General features: G+C 58.3%; 14 protein-coding genes. 3 read left to right on the forward strand and 11 right to left on the reverse strand.

Going from position 1 to position 19,627, the window contains the following annotated elements; genetic code table 11:
* Nucleotides 1–2 precede the first annotated feature (2 nt).
* Together HNR46_RS13220 and HNR46_RS13225 are read left to right on the forward strand one after the other, a co-directional pair.
* Nucleotides 3–3,407: a thrombospondin type 3 repeat-containing protein gene (locus HNR46_RS13220; RefSeq protein WP_184019573.1), complete on the forward strand. Its 3,405-nt coding sequence runs from the start codon at nt 3–5 to the stop codon at nt 3,405–3,407.
* Nucleotides 3,408–3,492: 85 nt separating this feature from the next.
* Nucleotides 3,493–5,328 carry a family 43 glycosylhydrolase gene (locus HNR46_RS13225; protein WP_184019575.1) on the forward strand — a complete coding sequence of 612 codons (1,836 nt, stop codon included), beginning with the start codon at nt 3,493–3,495 and terminating at the stop codon, nt 5,326–5,328.
* A gap of 7 nt (nt 5,329–5,335) precedes the next feature.
* Here HNR46_RS13225 and HNR46_RS13230 read toward each other — a convergent pair whose 3' ends face one another.
* The 3 genes from HNR46_RS13230 to HNR46_RS13240 are packed head-to-tail and all read right to left on the reverse strand — an operon-like array spanning nt 5,336 to nt 8,186.
* On the reverse strand, nt 5,336–6,952 hold the full coding sequence (locus HNR46_RS13230) for a sensor histidine kinase (protein ID WP_184019577.1): 1,617 nt from the start codon (nt 6,950–6,952) through the stop codon (nt 5,336–5,338).
* Nucleotides 6,953–6,978: 26 nt separating this feature from the next.
* A complete protein-coding gene (locus tag HNR46_RS13235) occupies nt 6,979–7,662 on the reverse strand; it encodes a response regulator transcription factor (protein ID WP_184019579.1) in 684 nt (227 codons plus the stop codon).
* Nucleotides 7,662–8,186 carry a rhodanese-like domain-containing protein gene (locus HNR46_RS13240; protein WP_221285161.1) on the reverse strand — a complete coding sequence of 175 codons (525 nt, stop codon included), beginning with the start codon at nt 8,184–8,186 and terminating at the stop codon, nt 7,662–7,664. Before HNR46_RS13240 ends, HNR46_RS13235 begins: the two co-directional genes overlap by 1 nt.
* 141 nt (nt 8,187–8,327) lie before the next feature.
* Here HNR46_RS13240 and HNR46_RS13245 point away from each other — a divergent pair, with 141 nt between their 5' ends.
* Nucleotides 8,328–9,527, forward strand: a complete 1,200-nt coding sequence (locus HNR46_RS13245) for a hypothetical protein (protein WP_184019583.1) — start codon at nt 8,328–8,330, stop codon at nt 9,525–9,527.
* On the opposite strand, the gene HNR46_RS13250 is transcribed toward HNR46_RS13245, so the two are convergent.
* From HNR46_RS13250 to HNR46_RS13285, 8 genes are all read right to left on the reverse strand, one after another.
* Nucleotides 9,505–10,842 (reverse strand): sulfatase-like hydrolase/transferase, encoded by a 1,338-nt coding sequence (locus tag HNR46_RS13250; protein WP_184019584.1) that lies wholly within the window; start codon nt 10,840–10,842, stop codon nt 9,505–9,507. The genes HNR46_RS13245 and HNR46_RS13250 overlap by 23 nt on opposite strands.
* A 101-nt stretch (nt 10,843–10,943) precedes the next feature.
* Nucleotides 10,944–12,863, reverse strand: a complete 1,920-nt coding sequence (locus HNR46_RS13255) for a fructose-bisphosphatase class III (RefSeq protein WP_184019585.1) — start codon at nt 12,861–12,863, stop codon at nt 10,944–10,946.
* A 69-nt stretch (nt 12,864–12,932) separates the two neighbouring features.
* Nucleotides 12,933–13,898 (reverse strand): glycoside hydrolase family 43 protein, encoded by a 966-nt coding sequence (locus tag HNR46_RS13260; RefSeq protein WP_184019586.1) that lies wholly within the window; start codon nt 13,896–13,898, stop codon nt 12,933–12,935.
* A 60-nt stretch (nt 13,899–13,958) separates the two neighbouring features.
* On the reverse strand, nt 13,959–14,348 hold the full coding sequence (locus HNR46_RS13265) for a response regulator (protein ID WP_184019587.1): 390 nt from the start codon (nt 14,346–14,348) through the stop codon (nt 13,959–13,961).
* Between the two features lie 33 nt (nt 14,349–14,381).
* Nucleotides 14,382–16,664: a PAS domain-containing protein gene (locus tag HNR46_RS13270; RefSeq protein WP_184019588.1), complete on the reverse strand. Its 2,283-nt coding sequence runs from the start codon at nt 16,662–16,664 to the stop codon at nt 14,382–14,384.
* Nucleotides 16,665–16,740: 76 nt separating this feature from the next.
* Entirely contained in the window at nt 16,741–17,394 is a 654-nt protein-coding gene (locus HNR46_RS13275; protein WP_184019589.1) for a L,D-transpeptidase family protein, read from the reverse strand.
* Nucleotides 17,395–17,447: 53 nt separating this feature from the next.
* Nucleotides 17,448–18,767 carry a tetratricopeptide repeat protein gene (locus tag HNR46_RS13280; RefSeq protein WP_184019591.1) on the reverse strand — a complete coding sequence of 440 codons (1,320 nt, stop codon included), beginning with the start codon at nt 18,765–18,767 and terminating at the stop codon, nt 17,448–17,450.
* 52 nt (nt 18,768–18,819) lie between these two features.
* The gene (locus tag HNR46_RS13285) at nt 18,820–19,566 is read right to left on the reverse strand and encodes a type 1 glutamine amidotransferase domain-containing protein (protein ID WP_221285163.1); all 747 of its coding nucleotides are present in this window, start codon (nt 19,564–19,566) and stop codon (nt 18,820–18,822) included.
* Nucleotides 19,567–19,627: the final 61 nt, after the last annotated feature.

Raw genomic sequence — 19,627 nt, forward strand, 5'->3', positions numbered from 1 at the left:
CGATGAAAAGACACCTCACCCTTCTTGCAAGCCTCCTCGGGTGGCTGGCCACTCCTGTCCTCGCCCTGCCCGCCACTCGGCTCCCTTCTGGCGAATGGTCGATCCCTGCTGAGAATGGCGGTTTGGTGCTGATCGATGGCACCACCGGCCAGATTCGGCGAGCGCTCAGCAATGGATCCGGGAAGCTAGATTGGAGCAAGCCCATCCGAACCTACCTTGCCGCTCCAAGTGATGTCACGGGAGGCCTGGACGGAACCTCGGGAGAGCGAATCGCCCTCGCCAATCCTTGGACCAATCGCGTCGCGATGGTCGAAATCGATGATCCACAGCTTCCGGTCGACGACCTCATTCTCCCTCACCTCGGGCCCGCTGCCGTGGGTGAAATTCGCCCCACGGATCCTGAACTATTACTCGCCTCGGTGCTGGAGGGCGGCGGCAGCGGTGCCCTCCTCAATGCCCTCACTCTGCTTCCTGATGGCGGAAAGGACATCGCCCAATCCGGCGGATTTGCCCGCGTTTCCCAACTGGAGCCTCTCTTTGAAACCGTGGGAGGCCCCCGCATCGCCGTGGGTCGCTTCGTGAGCTCTTCCACCAAGATCTTCCTCGCCCGTCGATCTTCAAGCTCCATCCCTCTCACCATTCAGGCCGATCTCACAGGAGACTGGCAAATCGCGCCCTCCATTCTCGGCGATGATGGACGAACTCTCGTGGCGGCTTGGCAGACCGGCGGCAAAGCGGTGATGCTCTACACCTTGAGTGGCGGCATTGGTGCCGCGTCCACCCTCACCCTCACGGGGGAATCCGGACTCGAACTCGCCGGTGGCATCGGAGCGATCCAACGCGTGGAGATCCCCGGCGCGACCGATGGGCTCCTCGCCGTCTCAGCAGATGGCTCAGAAGGAGTCCTCGCTCGAGTGATCCAGGGCAAAGAACTGGTCGTCATCGAAACCTTCACTCCCACCGAAAAGGGCCTCCGGCTCAATGGACTGGTCCCCATTCAAGGACAGGGCATCGTTCAACTGGATGGCCTTGAGAAGGGAGGGCCATCCGAGTACTTCACTCACCGCCGTTGGAACGGCAGCACCTGGGAAATCGTCCACCAAGATGCGCTTCCCGAACTCCTCGAAACGGGGTCCGACTTCGCGACCTTGTTTTACTTCGACGGAGAACCCTTTCTCACGGATACCGCCTCCCTACTCGGGCTCGACATCCTCCCGGATTGGACCACGGGCTCCACCACCTCGCCCTTTCCCGCGACCGTTACAGGGGAACGATATCTCTCCGCCTCGACTGGCCTCGGCAACCCCACTTCCCGATCGTTTTCGGCCCCAAGCGGTGCAGGCTATGTCCTCGCGAACCAGCACGAACCCACGCTGAGCATCTCGGCCTTGCGCTCCAATGATGAGATCCTCACCCCTTCGCTCACCCTCCAACCCCCATCAGGATCCTCACCAACCACCATCGAGGTCAGCGCCCTCTACGACGCCTCTCGCTTCACCCTCTACTACCGCGACTCCAGTAGTTCCAGCTCCTGGGAAGAATGGCCAGGCTCTCTCGCCGTCACCTACACCTCCACCTGGTACTTTTACCTTCGGGACAAGGTCACGGGCGTCCCGGGCCCCGTCTCTTCCCGCCAGTGGACCGTTGCTTCCGACTCACTGGCAACCACCGATTCGGACGCCGATGGGGTTCCCGATTTCGTCGAGGCTCACGCCGGGCTGGATCCGTTTGGCGGCGCGGATAGCGACGGAGATGGGGTGTCCGATCTGGAGGAACTTCTTCAGGGCAGCCTTCCCAACGACGCCACCAGCCTTCCCTCACCTCGAAATCCCCTCCCGCAAGGCGAAGGTATTCAATGGTTAGCCGCTGCTTTCACATCCGTCTCGACCACTCGCATTTCCGCCGGAGAAATGATCGAGGCCCACGATCTCACCGGATCCCTCCTCGCCAGCCACGAGGTCGAGAATGTCACCCATCCCACCCTGGGTAGCCAACGCGCCGCCGAGCTTAGCTCGCGCCATAGCCCGTCCCAAACGGAGTGGGCCGCCCTTTCCACAGCAGCATTCTTTCATACCGGAGTCACTCCGGCAGATGACGGCCGCGAGATCATTCGCCTTGTCCCCATCCCTCAGCCAAGCGGTCCCGAAATTCCCTTCACCCCGTCGGGGAGCCATCTCGCCAATGACGCCACGCTTTGGATCACCACCGCTCAAGCCGCCTATGCGAGTTGGTCTCCAGTCAGTGAACTCACTGACATGCGCCCCGTCCACACGATGGAGGCTTTGCTGGGTGAAGCGATGCTCTTCGACCGGCTGACCGCGGGAGATCTCCTCGGAGATCCCGCACCCCCCTTAGAGGCCTTCACGGCGTTCCCCTGGCGATCGCAAGATGCCTCCCGGCTTCCCGTTGATCGCTCGATGACCTCCCCACTCGCGTCCGCAGGCTATGACTTCTCCCAGCTAATCGAGATCGTTGAAGCAGGAGTCGAAGCTGCCGACGCAAACGCCGCGCATCTGCGCACCGCAACTCAAGCGGTCTATCAACATCATCTCTCCCAGTTTCCGGCAAATCCGGCACTCCCCCACCCTTTCGCCGCCCTGCGCACCTGGATCGCCACCGGCAACCTCCCCGACGACTATGCGGGAGTCGTGACGGGAGCCATCTGGACCGGTGCCAACGCCGCGATCGCCACGATCCGCGGTCAGTCAGCCGAAGCTTTTCGACCGATGGCCACTTGGGCGGTAGAAGTGCTCCCTCAGGGGTCCAGTTCCCCAGGTGTGGTTTACCGTCCTCTAGCCACCTCGAATGTGGCTCTACTGCGCTCCACTGGGGAACCCTTCCTGTTGGAACAAGGCATGGGCATCGTCGAAGGCACCACACTCTCCGTCACCGGCTTTACCGACGTCACCTCTCCCACCGGACTTCCCGCTCTTGAGGTGACTGGACTGGTTTACCAGGCCCTTCCTGGCGTGAGTGCCCGGGATCAAGACGCCAACCTTCTCGACGACGAATGGGAACGCTTCTTCTTCGGAATCACAGGGCACGATCCATTCTCAGTGCCCATGGATTCGAGCTTCACATTGCTTGAGCACTATCTGGCAGGGAGCGACCCCCGTGGCGGCTCCGATCCTCCTGGCACTCCTGCAGTCCTCGCCCTTCCCGAACTCGCCATTGCCCCAGCCAATCCCGGAGAGTTCACCATCGATTTCACTTGGCCGGATGAATATTTCGACGCCATGGATTTCATCGTCGAAGGCTCCCCCGACATGAGTCCCGGAAGCTTCGTCGTGGTCCCTGGTGCCGTTCTCACTTCCGTGGGACCCGATCTCTACCGCATCACCCTGCCGGTGGTTCCCGAGGCGCAAATGCTCCAATTTTATCGTGTCCGATTGACCCTCGCGGAATGACACAAGGAGCGGTCAGATGGAAGATAGAGAGGGCATTCGCAATCCGTAAGGGCCCTGCGTCAACCCCTTGCTCATCAACCCATCTATGAACTCATTTTGCCGGATTGCACCGGCTGCCCTGGCATTCGCGCTGCCCCTTTTCGCAGAAAGTGAACCCCACTTCACCAATCCCCTTTATCAGGCAGAAGACCCTTGGGTGATTCGCCATGGGGAGGACTACTACGTTTGCACTTCGGGTCCGCTCAATCCGACTGCCGTCTACGTTTCGAAGTCCAAAACTCTCATCGAACGAGGAGAAAAAGTGAAAGTCTGGGAGGATGCCGATCACTTCGGTCGCGTCTTCGCCCCGGAACTCCACTTCATCCAAGGAAAATGGTACATCTACTTCTGCGCCGATGCCGAGGAATACGACTGGAAGCACATGGCCGTCGTTCTGGAGGCGAACACCGACGATCCTCTCGAGGGTTTCTCCTACAAAGGCATCCTCTTCACCGGTGACGAGAATGGCAATGCCCAGGCCAACGATTTCACCACCGTTACCTGGGACGGAAAGCTGTATGCATTCTGGGGCTCTCTCGGGGACCCTAAGATCCGCAATTCGGTCATGGCGCCGATGGACAGCCCTACCCAGATCACCGCTTTTCGCAAAGAAACCAACCACCATGCCGAAGGCCCACGCTTTCTCATTCATGGCAATGATCTGATCCTCACCGGTGCGGAAGGGGGCTTCGCCTCCAAGAACTACTGCCTCACCGCACTCCAATACGATCCCCAGCTTGGCCCCCTTGATAACCGCGACGCCTGGAAGCCAATAGGCACCCTGCTGCAATCCACCGACGACGTGTGGGGCCCGTCCCGAGCAAGCTTCACTGTCTCGGCCGACGGCAGCGAGAACTGGATCATGTACCACTCGAAGATCTTCCCCGCCGATGACAATGGCATCCGTGCCGCCAATGTGAAAAAATTCACTTACGATGCGGACGGTCACCCCACGATTGGCAAGCCTCCGGGACCGGCAGATTTTCAGGCTTTGCCGTCCGGCGATCCTGGACTTGGAAAGACCATCCCGGCTGAAAACTGGAAACTCAGCGGGGGAGCCAAGCTTCTCACTCAGGCGAAGAACATCACCGCCAAAGGCGCCATCCGCGGCTTTGACGAAGAAGGAGCCTCGGCGGCCTTCCAAGTCGAAGTCCCCGAGGACGGAGTCTATCGAATCGTCTTCCGCCACGCCAATGGGGTGAAGATCGACGCAGAACAGAAATCCCATCCAACCGCGTATCCCCCAGGCAAGGGCACGCTCACTCTCCGAGTCAACGGAGAGCGAATCCGCCGCGCCGAGTTCCATCGCACCACCAGCTGGGATGTTTGGATGCTCCACGGAGAAAACGTCCCGTTGAAAGCCGGCCAGAATCAAATCGAACTTCGCCGTGAAGCAGGCGACAACGGAGAAGTCGCCTTGGATTTCGCCGCCATCCGCAAAGCCGAAGCAGGGCTGCGAGGACTTCTGGGCACCTACTATACCGGCCGTGACCTGAAGAATGAAACCTTGCGTCGGATCGACCCGGAAATCGCTTTCAATTGGGGTGAAGGATCTCCGGATCCGCTGATCGACAACGATCAGTTCTCGGTCCGTTGGGAGGGATTCATCGAACCTCTCTTCTCGGAGGACTACACGTTCTATGCCAAATCCGACAATGGCCGACGTCTGCGCGTCGATGGAAAGTGGGTGATCGATGAATGGAATGACGCATACGATCAAACGCCATCCGGCACCATACGGCTTGAAGCCGGCAAGAGGGTTCCCATCGTCTACGAATACTACGAAGACCGTGGCGGAGCCAATACCCGCCTCGAATGGTCAAGCCCCAGCCAGATCCGCGAAATCGTTCCCTCGGCGCGTCTTAGCCCGCCGAAGCCCTGATTTTCACTCATGGGGATGGAGTTGCTCGGAGCCTCAGCACAAATTGAGCTCCCGGCCCATCCCGATATTCCAAACTCCCGCCCATGCCCTTGGCCAATCGCCGCGACAAGGCGAGTCCAAGACCCACGCCTGGGCGGGAACCCGCCGCCTCTGCAGCCGATTTGTGAAACGCGCGAAAGACCCGCCGTCGATCGCGAGCAGGAACTCCAGGACCATGGTCCGCAACGCACAGCGCAACTTTTGTGCCCTCTTGAGAAAGAGAAATCACCACTTCAGGAGGATCACTGGGCACGGCGTATTTTGCGGCATTGTCCACCAAGTTGAATAGCAGGTGCTCCATGGACGCCCGGTGGCCGAGCCCCCAGTCCACTTTCTTCAAGTGCATCACGAGGGACAATCCACTCCCCTTCAGCCGCCCTTCCAGCCCTTCTCGCTGGGTTTCGAGAAATTCCACGAGGTCGATGGCCTCCAGCTCTGGCGAACCGCACCGACGCTCGATCCGGGAGAACCCCAAAACATTCTCCACCAAATGGGAAAGCCGATCTGCCTCCCTTTTCATCGTTTCGTAGTAGAGATTCTGCCGATCCGGATCACGCACCCAGCCTCCAGCAAGCATCTCCGAATAGAGCCGGAACGTTGTCAAAGGGGTCCGCAATTCGTGGGTCACTGCGGATACGAAAGTCGCCCGCCTTTCACTCAACTGTGATATCCCCCCAATCAGAAATCCGCCCGCAAGCAGCGCCACCACCACTGCCACCCACCCGGCAGTCAGCGACCGTTGCACCGGAGCGCGCAACGAGCTTTCTGCCACGGGCGATTCTCCGGGAATCAACCTCCACGGAAACGACGCGAGAGTCATCTCGTCATTCGCTCCGGGGGTAGACGGCTCCAAAGTCGCATCCGGCAGCAATTCCTGAATTTCCCCGAGTAGAAGTTTCCGGAACGCCTCCACATCCAGCCAAACTCCTTCGATGGCCACCACCCGTCCAGACTCCCCCACCGCACGGAGGAGAAAGGCATCCCCTTCGACCCACACCGGCTGGAACGCCCCGGAATTGGAAGCCAACACCGTCCCCGGTGCAGCAAGGTTTTGCTCCAATCCAGCCTTCGTCACCGTGCGGTTCACCGCCTTGGCGCGGATCGCGCGTTCGTTGATATTCCAAGCGGTCTGACCCGATGGCGTAGCTGGATCTGCCACCTCCTCTTTCGGCATCTCCGCCATCACTCCGTTGGCATACCAAAGATTATCGACGGCCATTTCCACCCCTAGATAACCGAAGAGCCGCGCACCTGAGCCCTTGCCCAAAAAGATCGATGTCAAGGCATCCAGAGCCGCTGGCTCGACCTGGCCCATCGCCTCTAGGTGGCCCGCTCGGTCCACACGGAAACGGGCTTTTACCCAAGGTCCAGAAGCTCCTCCAGAACCAGAAGTCAAAACCCGCTGGTTCTCCTCAATGGCCACCGACGCTGCCAATGCATCCATCCGCCACAAAGACAACCGGACTTTCTCTTCCATGCGGGCTCGCGCCTCGGCTTGAGATCGCTCGCGCTCTGCCTGAGTGACACTGCGAGTCAGCGCACCCATCGCCAACAGAATCACCACGGCACAAGCGACCAGGGACATCCCTACGAAAAGTGCCGGACGTCGTCTCATGCGTTCAGCCTCCAACCCTTGCCTCGAACCGTCACCAACAGAGACTGATGAACGTCGCGCAACTTCGTGCGGAGATGCATCACGTGCATGTCCAAAGTTCGGGTCTCCGTCCTCGCCGGATCCAAGCCCCAAACATGTCGAAGAATCTCCGCCCGCGTGACCACCCGACCTTCAGCTCCCAACAAATACCGAAGCAATGCCGCTTCCCGTTCAGAAAGCATCTCACGCCCACCATCGGAAAATGTCAGTTCCCCCGTCGAAAAATCCACGGCACCACCGGGAATGGACCACTGATCGACAGGAGCTGGGCGCTCACAACTGCGTCTCAACACCGCTTCCACCCGTGCCAGAAGCTCGCGGACACTGAAGGGCTTCAACACATAGTCGTCCGCCCCCAGACGCAGGCCGCGCACCCGGTCCTCCTCCTCGCCTCTTGCGGAAAGGATGATGACGGGCTGCCCAGGCCGATCCCGTTTCAACGCCTCCAGCACTGCAAATCCGTCCCTCCCTGGCATCATCAAATCCAGCAGCATGAGCTGATAGCTGCCCCTGCGAGCCAGCTCAAGACCTGCGAGCCCATCTGCCGCCTGAAGTGTCCGGTATCCCGAGTATTCCAAGGCATCCACGACACCTTGGCGCACGGCCGCATCATCCTCAATGACCAACACGGTCGTCTCCATCACTCCTTGATCAAAATCTCCCCAGCCTGCCCAGGCAAGACCATCTTCCCTTCAAAGGGAATGCGCGTGCTGACCAATGGAAGATCCGGCTCCAACTCGTAAACCCGCTCATAACCATAACCGTAGAGATGGATGAAGGTCGGAATATTCAACGCCAACGGAGCGAGTTTTCCGAACATCGCATAGGGATCTCCAACGAAGTTGTTGTTGCAGTAGATGAGAATCCTCGTCGATTTGTCCGGAATTAGCTCGGCGAGGGACTTCTCACTGAAGTCGGAGAAATTCAGGTGGAGAGCCCCTTTGACATGCCGGGCATCGAACTTCTCCTTACTGCGAGTGTCCAAGATCACCGTGCCCTCTTCAGCGGCCATGCGCAGAAACGCCTCTTCATCGACGCGCTGCTTCTGGCGCACCGCATCTACCTTTTCGACCAGTTCCTGAAATCCCTGGTAGTCGATCCGTTCATTGCCTTCATCTGCCATGGCAGACCGGCCCAATCCGAACATCGAGATAAGAAGAATCATCGCTTTCATCCACCACCAGCCTACCCGAAGGAACCTCCCACGTCCGTCAACACTCCGTCAATTCCGCCACTGTCAATTCTCAGTCAAGGCAACGCTCGAATCTTGCACCCCCATCCGACCCTCCCCACGCTGCTGGATGATATGAAAACATCCTTCGCATCGATTTCCGTGTGCTTGGCCGCAGGCCTCACTTGCTCCCCTCCGGTTAGGGCCTACGAACTTCACGAATGGGGGACCTTCACAACAGTCGCCGGATCGGATGGACAACTGCTGACCGGCCTTGAACGGGAGGAAGAGCCGTTGCCGAGCTACGTGAAGCACCTCCCTCGAATGTCTGCGTTCACGCTTCCCGGGTTCAAACGCGTGGCTATCCCAGTGAAAAACGTGCGGGTCAAAATGGAAACCCCCGTGATCTACTTCCACTCTCCCGATGCCTTCCGAGCGGAAGTCAAAGTAGGCTTCTCGGGAGGAACCATCAGCCAATGGTATCCCTCACGCAGCGGTGGCGAGGTGTTCGAAGGGAAGGAGGGCCAATGGCTCGACTTTGCTGAACCTTATCAGGGAGCCATCGAATGGTCCGTCGACGTGCTTTCACCTCAAGATAGCCAGCAGGCCATTTCGTTCCACCCTGATGACCTGCTCACCTGGACGCGCGCCCGGGTACCCGAGGCCAATCGAGTGAGAGCCGATGACGGAAGCTCTGAAGGCTTCCTCTTCTATCGGGGACTAGGATCGTTTGAACCCGGTCTGCACACGTCCGTGAGTACGGATGAAACCCTCCATCTGCAGAACCTCACAGGAGGAGACATCCCTTATCTCCTCGTCTTCGAACGACTCGCGGACGGCGGTTCCCGATGGTATCAAGCCGCTCCCTCGCTTTCTCATAACAAGACCCTTAGCATTTCCGAGAGCGATCTGAAACTCCGGCCTTCCGGTTTCGATGAACTCCTCTACCGCGAGATCGCCTCTCACCTCTCTGAACTCGGGCTGCTTCCATCCGAAGCAGAGGCCATGGTCCAAACATGGTGGAGAAGCTACTTTGAAGCTCCCGGCCTGCGGGTCTTCTGGGTTCTGCCCCCAAGCCGGACAGAAACCCTCCTCCCCCTCGAAGTACGACCCGCACCCGATAAGGTCGTCCGCGTCCTGGTCGGTCGCTCCGAAGTTCTGCGCCCTCGCCAGGAAAGGGATTGGCTTCATCAGGCTACCGCCACCGATCCTCGACTCCAACAGGAATGGTGGAACCGGATTCAGATCGACCGGTTTGGCGCCGCCTATGAAGCCCGCATCGATTCGCTCCTTGCCTCCGCTCAAAGCTCCGTCACTCCCCTCGAAGAGCCTTAAGCTTTTCGAACTCTTTAGGCTCGTCGAGCACCTCGTTTTCAAGCTCGGAGGGGTGCTCGACGACGTTCGAAAGGAACCACTCTTTGTCCTTTTCTTCGAGGTCGGGTCCCCCCACCGGATTGGGCCGGTGAATCAGCTTCCAGTTCCCCTGGCGCACGGCCCATTGATCTCCCATCTTCCATTCCAAATGATCGTGAGGAGAAGGCAAAGTTCCTGACTTCAAAACGGCACCCAAATCCATGCCATCGAGTGAAGTCCCCGGCAATGGAATGTCACACAGCCCCGCCAAGGTCGGGAACCAATCGCACCCATGGGCCAAAGCATCCCGCGTCTCTCCCGACGCCAAGGTCGACGGCCAGGAAATGATCGCCGGCACGCGGATGCCCCCCTCAAACAAACTGAACTTGGCTCCACGATAAGGCCCGGCACTGCCACCACCTCCATGGGCTCGCTCCTCCGTGGAGTGCCCCTGATCGGATTGGTAGACGATGATCGTTTGATCCCTCAACCCAATGCGATCCACATACTCCACCAGTCGGCCAATTCGCTCGTCGATGGTCGATAGGGCCGCGGCATAGAGCCGGCGGGGAAACGGTAACGACTCATACGTTTCCAACCACTTGGAATCCCCTTGGTACGGATAATGGGGTAGATTCACTGCGAAGTACATGAAGAACGGTTCGTCGCGATGCTCCTCGATGAAATCCATCGCCTTATCGACCATCAAGTCAGGGAAATAACGACCCGACATCCGCACCCGCTGATTGTTCTCCCACAGGTCGTGCCGATTGGGCCCGCCCCAGTAGACGAAGTGAGACCAACTATCAATACAGCCATTCATGTGCCCGAACGAGTAGTCAAACCCTTGGTCCAGGGGCCGGGATCCTTGACCACTGCCAAGGTGCCATTTCCCAATGTGAGCCGTGGCATAGCCCGCCTGATGAAACATCTCTGCCATCGTCACCTCGCTGCCAGGAAGCCCACCGCGACTCTTGCTTTCGGTGAGATCGTCGATGCTCTCCGGCGGTGCTGCCGGTCCATTCCCTTCCATCCCCGCTTTCCAAGGATATCGCCCCGTCAGCAATCCAGCACGGCTCGGAGAGCAAATTGCTGAAGCCGCATAGAACTGAGTGAAGCGCAATCCCTGCGCTGCCAAGTGATCGATAGCAGGAGTCTGAACATCCTTCGCACCGTAGCACCCCGCATCCACGCTGCCTTGATCATCCGTGAAAATCACGATCACATTCGGCTTCGCAAAACCTGAAACAGGAACAAGAGCAGAGAAAACGCAGAGGAAAACAGTACGTAGGGACACAGGCGGGTAGGGTTGATGGGGCTATGCCCTACCAAGTCGGCGCTCCTCCAGCAAGCCTCCGCTCCCCACTGGAACGGGGGACTATCCCCTTCTTGCCTTGGCTAGTGTTCTTGGATTTCCCCTTCTTCGTAAGCTTCGACCAGCTCTTCCAAAGCTCGAATCTGAGCGCGAAGGCTCTTCCCCTGCTCTGTATCCCCTACCATTCTCGGTCGATCATAGGCACGCACCCATTGCATGGTCGGGATCAGATCTCCTCCTTCCCGAACCGCCGCCACGGGATCTGGAAAAGCATGATGTTCCGCAAGCACCTCTCCCTCAGGTGCAAGAATGAAGGTATATCCACGATCTCCGTACGCTTCTGAAAACGCGCCATCAATCGTCACCGCATTCCCGCCACCTTTCACTGGGCTCTCACCTTCCTCGACCTTCACCGGCACGTGCCCATTCACAATGATTCCGCCTTCAGGAACTCCCATTTCCCTGCAAATGCGATCGCAAAACTCAAAGTCGTGAATCCACCGAAACCATGGGTTCTTCGTCTCCTTATGGGTCGCCTTGTCTTCGATAAAATACGTTTCAAAAGTCGCCATGCGGTCCTTGCCAAAGAGCGGGGACTTGGGGCCCGCCCATAGATAGTAAAATCGGTCGAGATCTTCCTGCTCAACCTGCGCCCCCGCCCGGAAAGCACGCTTGATCACCCGATTCAAGGCCGAGAATTGCTCAGGGCCTCGGTACTCAACTCCATCGATCTCCAGCGGCAGCGGCTGCCCCTCCTCATCCACTGCCAAGCAGGCATGAAAGATCACCGCCCTGTCGCGAACGACGGCCATGCCCCCCCGATTTGCCATCCACTTCATGTGCTCCCACAATCGCGGTGAGGATGTGAAAGACTCCTTCAGCCGGCTCATGCAATGTTCTTCCTCCGGCGACAATCGGTTGGGATCGGCCGGATGGATCGTTGGCAAATAGGTGTCACGCAACCGGTGCTCTTTCCCACCCACGAACAAAGTACCCCGTTCGTAGTCGATTTGAGGAAGCAGATTTCGATCATCCATCTCCCATTCCGGGTGACGTTCGATCATCCTCCCTTGCAGCTTGAACTCAAGAATCGCTGCGGCCTTGTGCATCCGAGCGATCAACCACGGATCACGCTCCCCACTGCGTTTCGACAGAAAATGCTCCGCGGGATCGTCGCGGTAGGCGGTTTCCGCCAACTGTTCGAGGGCTTTGGTCAACAGCCCATAACCCTCCTCCAATTGATAGAGGCGGCGGTAGCGTAACGAAATCCTCATCACCAAGGCGATCAATGCCTCATTCCCTAGGCAGGCACCCATCCAACTCACATCGTGGTTCCCCCAGATCAACGAGACATTCGGCTGCCGCATCAAATAGTCGACCACCCGATCAAGCCGAGGACCCCGGTCACCCAAATCCCCAGCGACGATGGTCTCTTCCACTGTCAGATTCCGGATGAATCGAGACGCACTGCGAATCGCGGAGAAATCGAGCCGGCGACGCACCATTTCCCGCAGTTGCACTTCCAGAAAAACCGGATCGTGCCCACCAGCCGGAAAGTTCAGCAACACTTCAAAAAGCTCGCGATGTTCTTTGGGCGCCAGCTGCTTGACCGTTTTTCTTCGCCGTTGGCTGATGATCCGGCGGATCAGATCGAACTGCCATCTCAAGGTTGCCAGAACCCACTCGAAACGGTCTTGATCATTCCTCAGTTCCTCCTCTTTCAGTTGGAGGATCTCTGCCGGATAATACAGCACGTTGAGAAACTCGCGAAACTCCCGTGGATCCAAGTCCTCTTCGAACAACTCCGACACCAAAGGTCGCAGCCGGCCCGAAGCATTGTTGATCACGTGCCGAAGCTTCTTCGCCTCGCCGTGGATATCTGAAATCACGTGGATCACCCCTTTGGGCAATTCCAACTGAGCTTTGAGTGCGGCGATCTCAGAGACCGCCGACTCAATGGTAGGAAAGCGTTCTGCCAGGGCACGATGGATCCATCCGGACATGCCCCAGCATGACGTCAGGCGGGGTCAAAACCCAAGCCTTCATCGAGACTCCGTCGGGAATCCGGCAAATCAACCACCCAAGTCGGTTTCATCGACTCCTTCAAAGGTGATCTTGATCGGCAAAATTCGCCCATTTTCGTCGAACTCCATCTTGTCGATGCAGGTCACCCGAGCATTGCCGTCGGTTTCTCCCAATGGACGGCGGTGATAGATGGCAAACCATTCGTCTTTGCCAGGAACCTGAATCACCGAGTGATGTCCAGCTCCAGTGGCCACTTCCGGGTCCTGCTGCAACACGGTGCCAATGCGCTCGAATGGCCCAAAGGGTGAATCCCCGATCGCATAAGCCACCCGGTAATCCGGACCCGTCCATCCACCTTCAGACCACATGAAGTAGTACTTTCCACCGCGCACGAACATGATCGGACCTTCGACGTAGTCCTGCGGAGTGATTTCCTTGAAAGTCGAGCCGTCCTCGAAAGGCACAAATCCGCTGAAGTCGTCGTTCAACTTGCCGATGTTGCAGTGACGCCAACCCCCGTAGATCAGATAATAGGTGCCGTCGGTATCCTTGAAAACGAATTGGTCGATCGGCTGAGCTCCATGATAGAATTGATCCACCAGGGGCTTGCCGAGATGATCCTGATAGGGACCCTCAGGCTGGTCCGCCACCGCCACACCGATACCACCGAGCTGGTCGTCATTCTGGATGTCGTTGGCTCCGAAGAAGAAGTAGTATTTGCCGTCCTTTTCGATCACTGACGGAGCCCACATCGCCCGCTTCGCCCACTTGACCTCTTTGTTCGTCAGAACGTGGCGGTGCTTTTTCCAATGAACCAGGTCCTGAGACGAAAAGGCATCAAAATACAATTGCTCGTCATACGGAGCGGAATAGGTAGGAAAAATCCAGCAGGTGTCCCCGAAGATCAGGGCCTCAGGGTCGGCGTAGTGGCCTTTGAAAACCGGATTCTTGGCCGCCGCTGGACTCGCAAGCCACAGCGCAGCCAAGCCAGTGGCTTGGAAAAGGGATTTCATGTTCATCTTGGGATGCCCCTACTACGGCCCTTTCCCGCCCGGTATTCCGCCGAAATCGGACTAAACGCCCGCTTCTTCGAGATGTTTCTCGATACAGGCGAGAATCCTCTCGAAATCCGATGTTTTGCTCACAAATGGCAACCCGCCCGTGAGCGTCTCGCCGTCATCACTATCGGGATTCTCTTCGACCAGGGCAGTCAGCATCAAAATCGGCAAGGTCGCTAAGGCCGAGTCTTGACGGATCTTGGCCACCACATCGCCGCCATCCATTCCCGGCATGACCACATCAATCAAACAAAGATCCGGCTTGAAGGACCAGATTTCGTCGATGGCTTTGGCGGAGTCATTGACTTCACGAACTTCAAATCCACCCGCCGCTTCAAGGTTGGCCTTGAGCAGGGCGGTGAAATCCGGTTCGTCGTCGATCAGGAGGAGGCGTGTCGATTTCATGATGTTGCACTATCACCTTTTCTGCGGAGGGATTCAAGAGGCGGCTTCGCCAGCATGCACTTCTCCCGCCACGGGCGGGCAGGCATTCAAGGTGATGCGCGCCAAAGCCCCCTGACCGTCCTCACGATTCAGCAATTCTAGCCGCCCTTGATGCAGCTCGACAATCTTCCGTGAAACGGCGAGGCCCAGCCCCGTGCCGACTCCAGTCGGTTTGGTGGTAAAAAATGGGTCGTAGATCTTCTTCAGATTCTCCTCTGGAATCCCCGGCCCGGTATCCAGCACCTCGATGCACACCACATGATCGTTCATCCTCAAGTGGCTACGGGTGCGGAGACCTTCGTCTCGTTTGACATCAGAAAGCCGGGTTTCGTAGGTCCGCACCGTGATCGTCCCGCCCTTTTCCATGGCTTGCTGGGCGTTGATGAGGAGGTTCACCAACACCTGCTCAAGCTTCGGCAAATCGATCTGAACCTGAGGTAAAGTCTCCCCAAGCTCCTCGACGACCGTGACTCCTTCCTTGCGCAACTGATACTCCACCAAGGACAGCGCGTCCTTCACCACCGAGTTCGGACAGGCAGGATCCAACTTGAATTGGCGGGCTGAGGAAAAATCCACCAGGCCCCGGACGATCCGTTTGGCACGTTCAATGCCGCGCTTCATCCGCTCGATCGTTTCCCGCGCCGTTTCGTCCTCTTCCGGCACCTTGCGAGCCAGCAATTCCAAACCCATCCCAATCATCGCCAACGGATTCTTCACCTCATGGGCGACCCCCGATGCGAGCCGCCCGATCGATTCCATCTTCTCCGCTTGAATCAGTTGCTCCTGAGCTCTCTGCAAATCCTGATTCACTTTCACCAAATCCTCATTGAGCCGTCGCATGGAGTCCTCCGCCTCGCGGCGGTCCGTCACGTCTGTCGACACACCACCCACCGCATAAATCTCTCCTCGATCATCGCGCAGAGGAAACCTCACCGTGGCATACCAGCGAGGATGGCCATCCACATAAAACCTCTCGTCGAGCGGCAACACTTCTCCACTTTCGAGCACCTCTCGGTCGCGTTCGCGAAATGCCTGGGCGACTTCCTTGTCCCCAAGCACGTCCTCATCGGTTTTGCCCAGAACCACTTGGCGATCGAGCCCGAACATTTCCTCAAAACCGCGATTCACCATCAAGTAGGTGCCCGTCCGGCTTTTCATCGAAACGACTGCCGGGCTGTTGTCCATGACCTCCTGAAGCCGCCGCTGAGTTTCCGCCAACTCGGCCCTTGCTCGCCGCTCCGCGCTGACATCGCGATCCATGCCAACGATTCCCACACAACGCCCATCCACATCGAACCATGGCACCTTCGTCGTCACAACGGAATGATCCACACCGTCCGCATCCGTCATCACCCACTCGCGAATCACCACCTCCCTTTCGCCCGCCAGCAAGTCGAGATCCTCATCCATTCCTTTCCCCGTCACTCGTTGAGGAAAGAAGTCCTCCGGCCGCCGACCCAGCATCTCCGTAGGGCTCTTGGCTCCCGCCCACTCTGCCATCGAGCGATTCACTACAAGATACTGTCGACCCGGATCTCGAACGAAAATGCGGTCAGGGAAACTGTCGATCAACGATCGAAGCATGTTGCGCTCCCGCTCCAAGGTGTTGCGAGTCTCCATCAGCTCAGTGACGTCGCTCGACATGCCGAACGTGCCGATGACCCGACCGCTTTGATCACGAAATGGCATCTTGTTGGTGAGAACCCAGCCCTTCTTCCCATCGTGAAACTCCTCGTGCTCAATTTTTCCGACGATCGCCTGGCCCGTGCGGATGATTTCCCGCTCGTCTTTCAGGGCATCGTCAGCATGCGAGACATCAAAGAAATCATGATCGGTCTTCCCGAGCATGTCCGAGGGGTGCCCGCAACGAAACCACTCCGACATCTTCTGGTTCACTTTCAGAAAGCGTGAGTCGATGTCCTTGAAGTAGAGGCTCGACGGCACGTGCTCCATCAGAGCATCGAAGAAGCGCTCCAGCGTTTGGTGCTCCTCGCGGACATCGGAAAGCTTCTGCTCGAGTTCATCACACTCCGCAACCAAGCGCTCCGCGAGAATCTCCGCCTCCCGGCTGTTGACTCCAACTTTTCGGCGGAGATTCCAGGACAGGGTCACGATCGACAGAGCGCCGACCGAACCCGCCGCAGCTCGAATCGCCGGATGTTCGGCACCCACGGCTAGAATACCAACCCCCAACAACCCGCAGAATGCCAACGCCATGCGCAGCGAACGCGCGGGATCATCGCGGGCCTCACTGGGAATGTCGGATTTTTCCTCCATGGTCCCCAAGCAATCACGCTCAGGGACTTCGTGCAACTCGTCAGAATGGCAGCGGTCTCCACCACCACCAGGCAGGTCACTCCACGGTGACCTCGGTGCCCACCTTCACCTTACGGAATACCGTCGGCATGATGCTGCGTGGTCCACGAATGCACCCATGAGAAGCCGGATAGCGTGGCACATTGCCCACGTGGTGGCCCACTCCGTCATTCGTCAATCGCATCCAGTAAGGCATGGGCGCCCCATCAAAGCGTCCCCCTTCCGGAACGTCGGAGGGCTTTTCCTTCCCGTAGATACGATTTCCCTCGGCATCGTAGACATTGCCGTAGGCATTCGAATGCTTGTCCACGGTCTTCTCGAGAATCTTGTATTCTCCGTCCGGGGTCGCATGACCCTCCTTGCCCGTCGAGATCGGGTAGTCGAGGACCACCTCGTCGCCGTTCAGGAGGAATCCCCGCTGCTGCTTCCGCGAAAGAATCAGCCGCGAATTGCTGGCATCGGTGACCGGCAGCAACTGATCATTTTTCCAGATTTTCGATGTCTTTGGATAGCCCCGCTCGGCCTTGAAATGCTCATAGGTCCCCGGCTCATAGGGATTGATGGGTTCGCCGTGCTTATCCACTGGCTTCCCATCTGGACCGAGGAGAATCTTGTTCGATGAGTTACCGCAGCTCGCCGCCAAAAGCGTGAGCATTGTTAGGACGAGAGCCCTCTTCCAGTGTTTCTTCATGTGTCAGCGGGGGTTGGGTCCGGGGCTATAGCTTGCGACAGGCTGAGGTGCAATCATTTGGATGCGGGAACGAGGAGACGGTCTGCGCGTTGCCTCAATGAGGTGGCCGCGGCCTCATTTCGGCCTTGGGATTCCCAGAGTTTTGCTAGCAGACGGAGTGCCGCTGCCGTCTCGCGGTTGGCCTCCGGAGGAAAGGATTGAATCGCCTGCCGCAACCGCTGCTCCGCCGCCTCCCACTCGCCAGCAGCCATCAAGTCATCGGCAAAAGCCATTTGAAACTCGGGTCGCGATGCTGGTCCATCGGGTCCCGACAAACGCTCAGCCTCTCGAAAACGGGCCGATGCTCGCGGCCGAACTTCAGGGTCACGCAGGGTCGCCACCGCCAACAGCGCCGCCAAATCAGCATCTTCAGGGAAATCAAAAACTCCCTTCTCCAATAGAATTCTCGCGGGCCGCGGCTGCTCGGCATCAAGCCACTCCTGAGCCAGTGCCTCGAAATCTCCAGGATCTCCGCCATGGATCTTCAAACGCTCTGCCGCATGATATCGTGCCCGATCCGGCTGCTCCTGCTTTCGGTACCACTTCGCCAAGGTCTGATGGGCCAGCCACCGCCGCGGATCGATTTTCAGGACGGCCTCCAACACCTCCCGTCCCTCATCATCGCGATTCGCGGCAAGGAGCAAAACACCCCAGCGCACCCGCAGATCAAGGGAGGTGGGTGCCGCTTCGGCATGCCGCGCCAATACCTCGACAGCTTGATCGAGACGGCCTGTCGTGCGATAATGCTCGCTCGCCGTCATCGCCAGCTCCGGTGATGATGCATACACCTGCATGGCTTGCTCTAACAAGCGGTCCAAACGCAGCTGCACCTCCTGATCATCGCGGGCAAAAAGATTTCGCGCCAATTCCAAGGCGAACTTCACCCCATTTGGATCGTGAATTTGCGTCGCCTCCGCAAACAGCTCCAAAGATTTTTCCCGCAGCCCTCGCGATTCATAGTTGCGAAACAACCGCCGCCGGACCCCGATACTTCGCGGAAATTGCCGCGCAGCCGCCTCCAACACCTCTGCCGCCTTGCCTCCGTCCTCTTTCCCCAGCAGATCCGCATAAGCCACCTGCGCCTCCAAACGCTCCGGATGAGCGCGGGCAAAAACCGCATAGCGCGATAGGGCCTCTTCCGATCGTCCCGATCGCTCCGCCAGCGTCGCCACCTTTTGCACCAAAGGCCACGCCTCAGGATCCTCCTCCAGCGCCTTCTCGAACCGTCGTGTGCCATCGCCCCCACGCGCCGACTCCAGCACTCCGCGAGCGAACTCCATCTTCGGATTTCCGAAGACCGGAGCCGTCATTGCGAGCAGTACCAGAAGCCTCATGCCATCGATCATCAAACGACACCGGATCTCAAATCCAGCGGCAAATCCTCACTCACCGAACCCGCAGGGCCTCCAAAAACAGTTCGGCCGTTCTCGTTGCCGATGCTGGATTCTGACCCGTCGCCAAGCGACCGTCCAGAACAGCATTTTCCTGGAAATTCTCCCCGATCTGAGGTTCCGCCCCTGCCTCCCGCAGCGCATCTTCCAACGAAAACGGAACCACCTGAGTCAACTCGACCGCCTTCTCCTCCGCATTGGTGAACACCGCGACCTTCTTTCCGGAAACCAGCGATTCCCCATTCGATCGCTTCACCTTCACCAATGAAGCTGGACCATGGCAGACCGCACCCACGACGCCCCCTTGCTCATCAATGGCAGCCGTCAAGGACTGCACCGCATCCGAATCCGGAAAATCCCACATCGCCCCATGACCGCCAGCAAAGAAAATCCCATCGAAATCTTCCGCCTTCAGACCCCTCAGGCTCTTTGTCTGAGCCACTCCGGGTCGATCCGGATCTCCATTTCCAAATTTCTCCCAAAACTCCCGGCTCGCAGCGTCCTCCAGCTTCATTGACTTGGGATCGATCGGTGCGAAATCTCCTTGAGGGCTCGCCAACACCACCTCTCGATCCGCCGCCTCAAACACTTGAAACGGGTGAGCCGCCTCCGAAAGGAAAAACCCCGTCGGTTTCCCCGTATCTCCCAATTCTTTGTGATTCGTCAGCACCAGCAGCAGAGGTCGTGGGTCGGCCGCGACCGCCGCCACGGCAGAAATCATCAAGGCAATCAACGCTTTCATCTGCCCCCGTTACCACCGGATCCGTTCAGCGCAAGCTCCCCGCCGTTCCTCCCAGCCTTGG

It is taken from the genome of Haloferula luteola, assembly GCF_014201715.1.
Classification (GTDB): Bacteria; Verrucomicrobiota; Verrucomicrobiia; order Verrucomicrobiales; family Akkermansiaceae; genus Haloferula; species Haloferula luteola.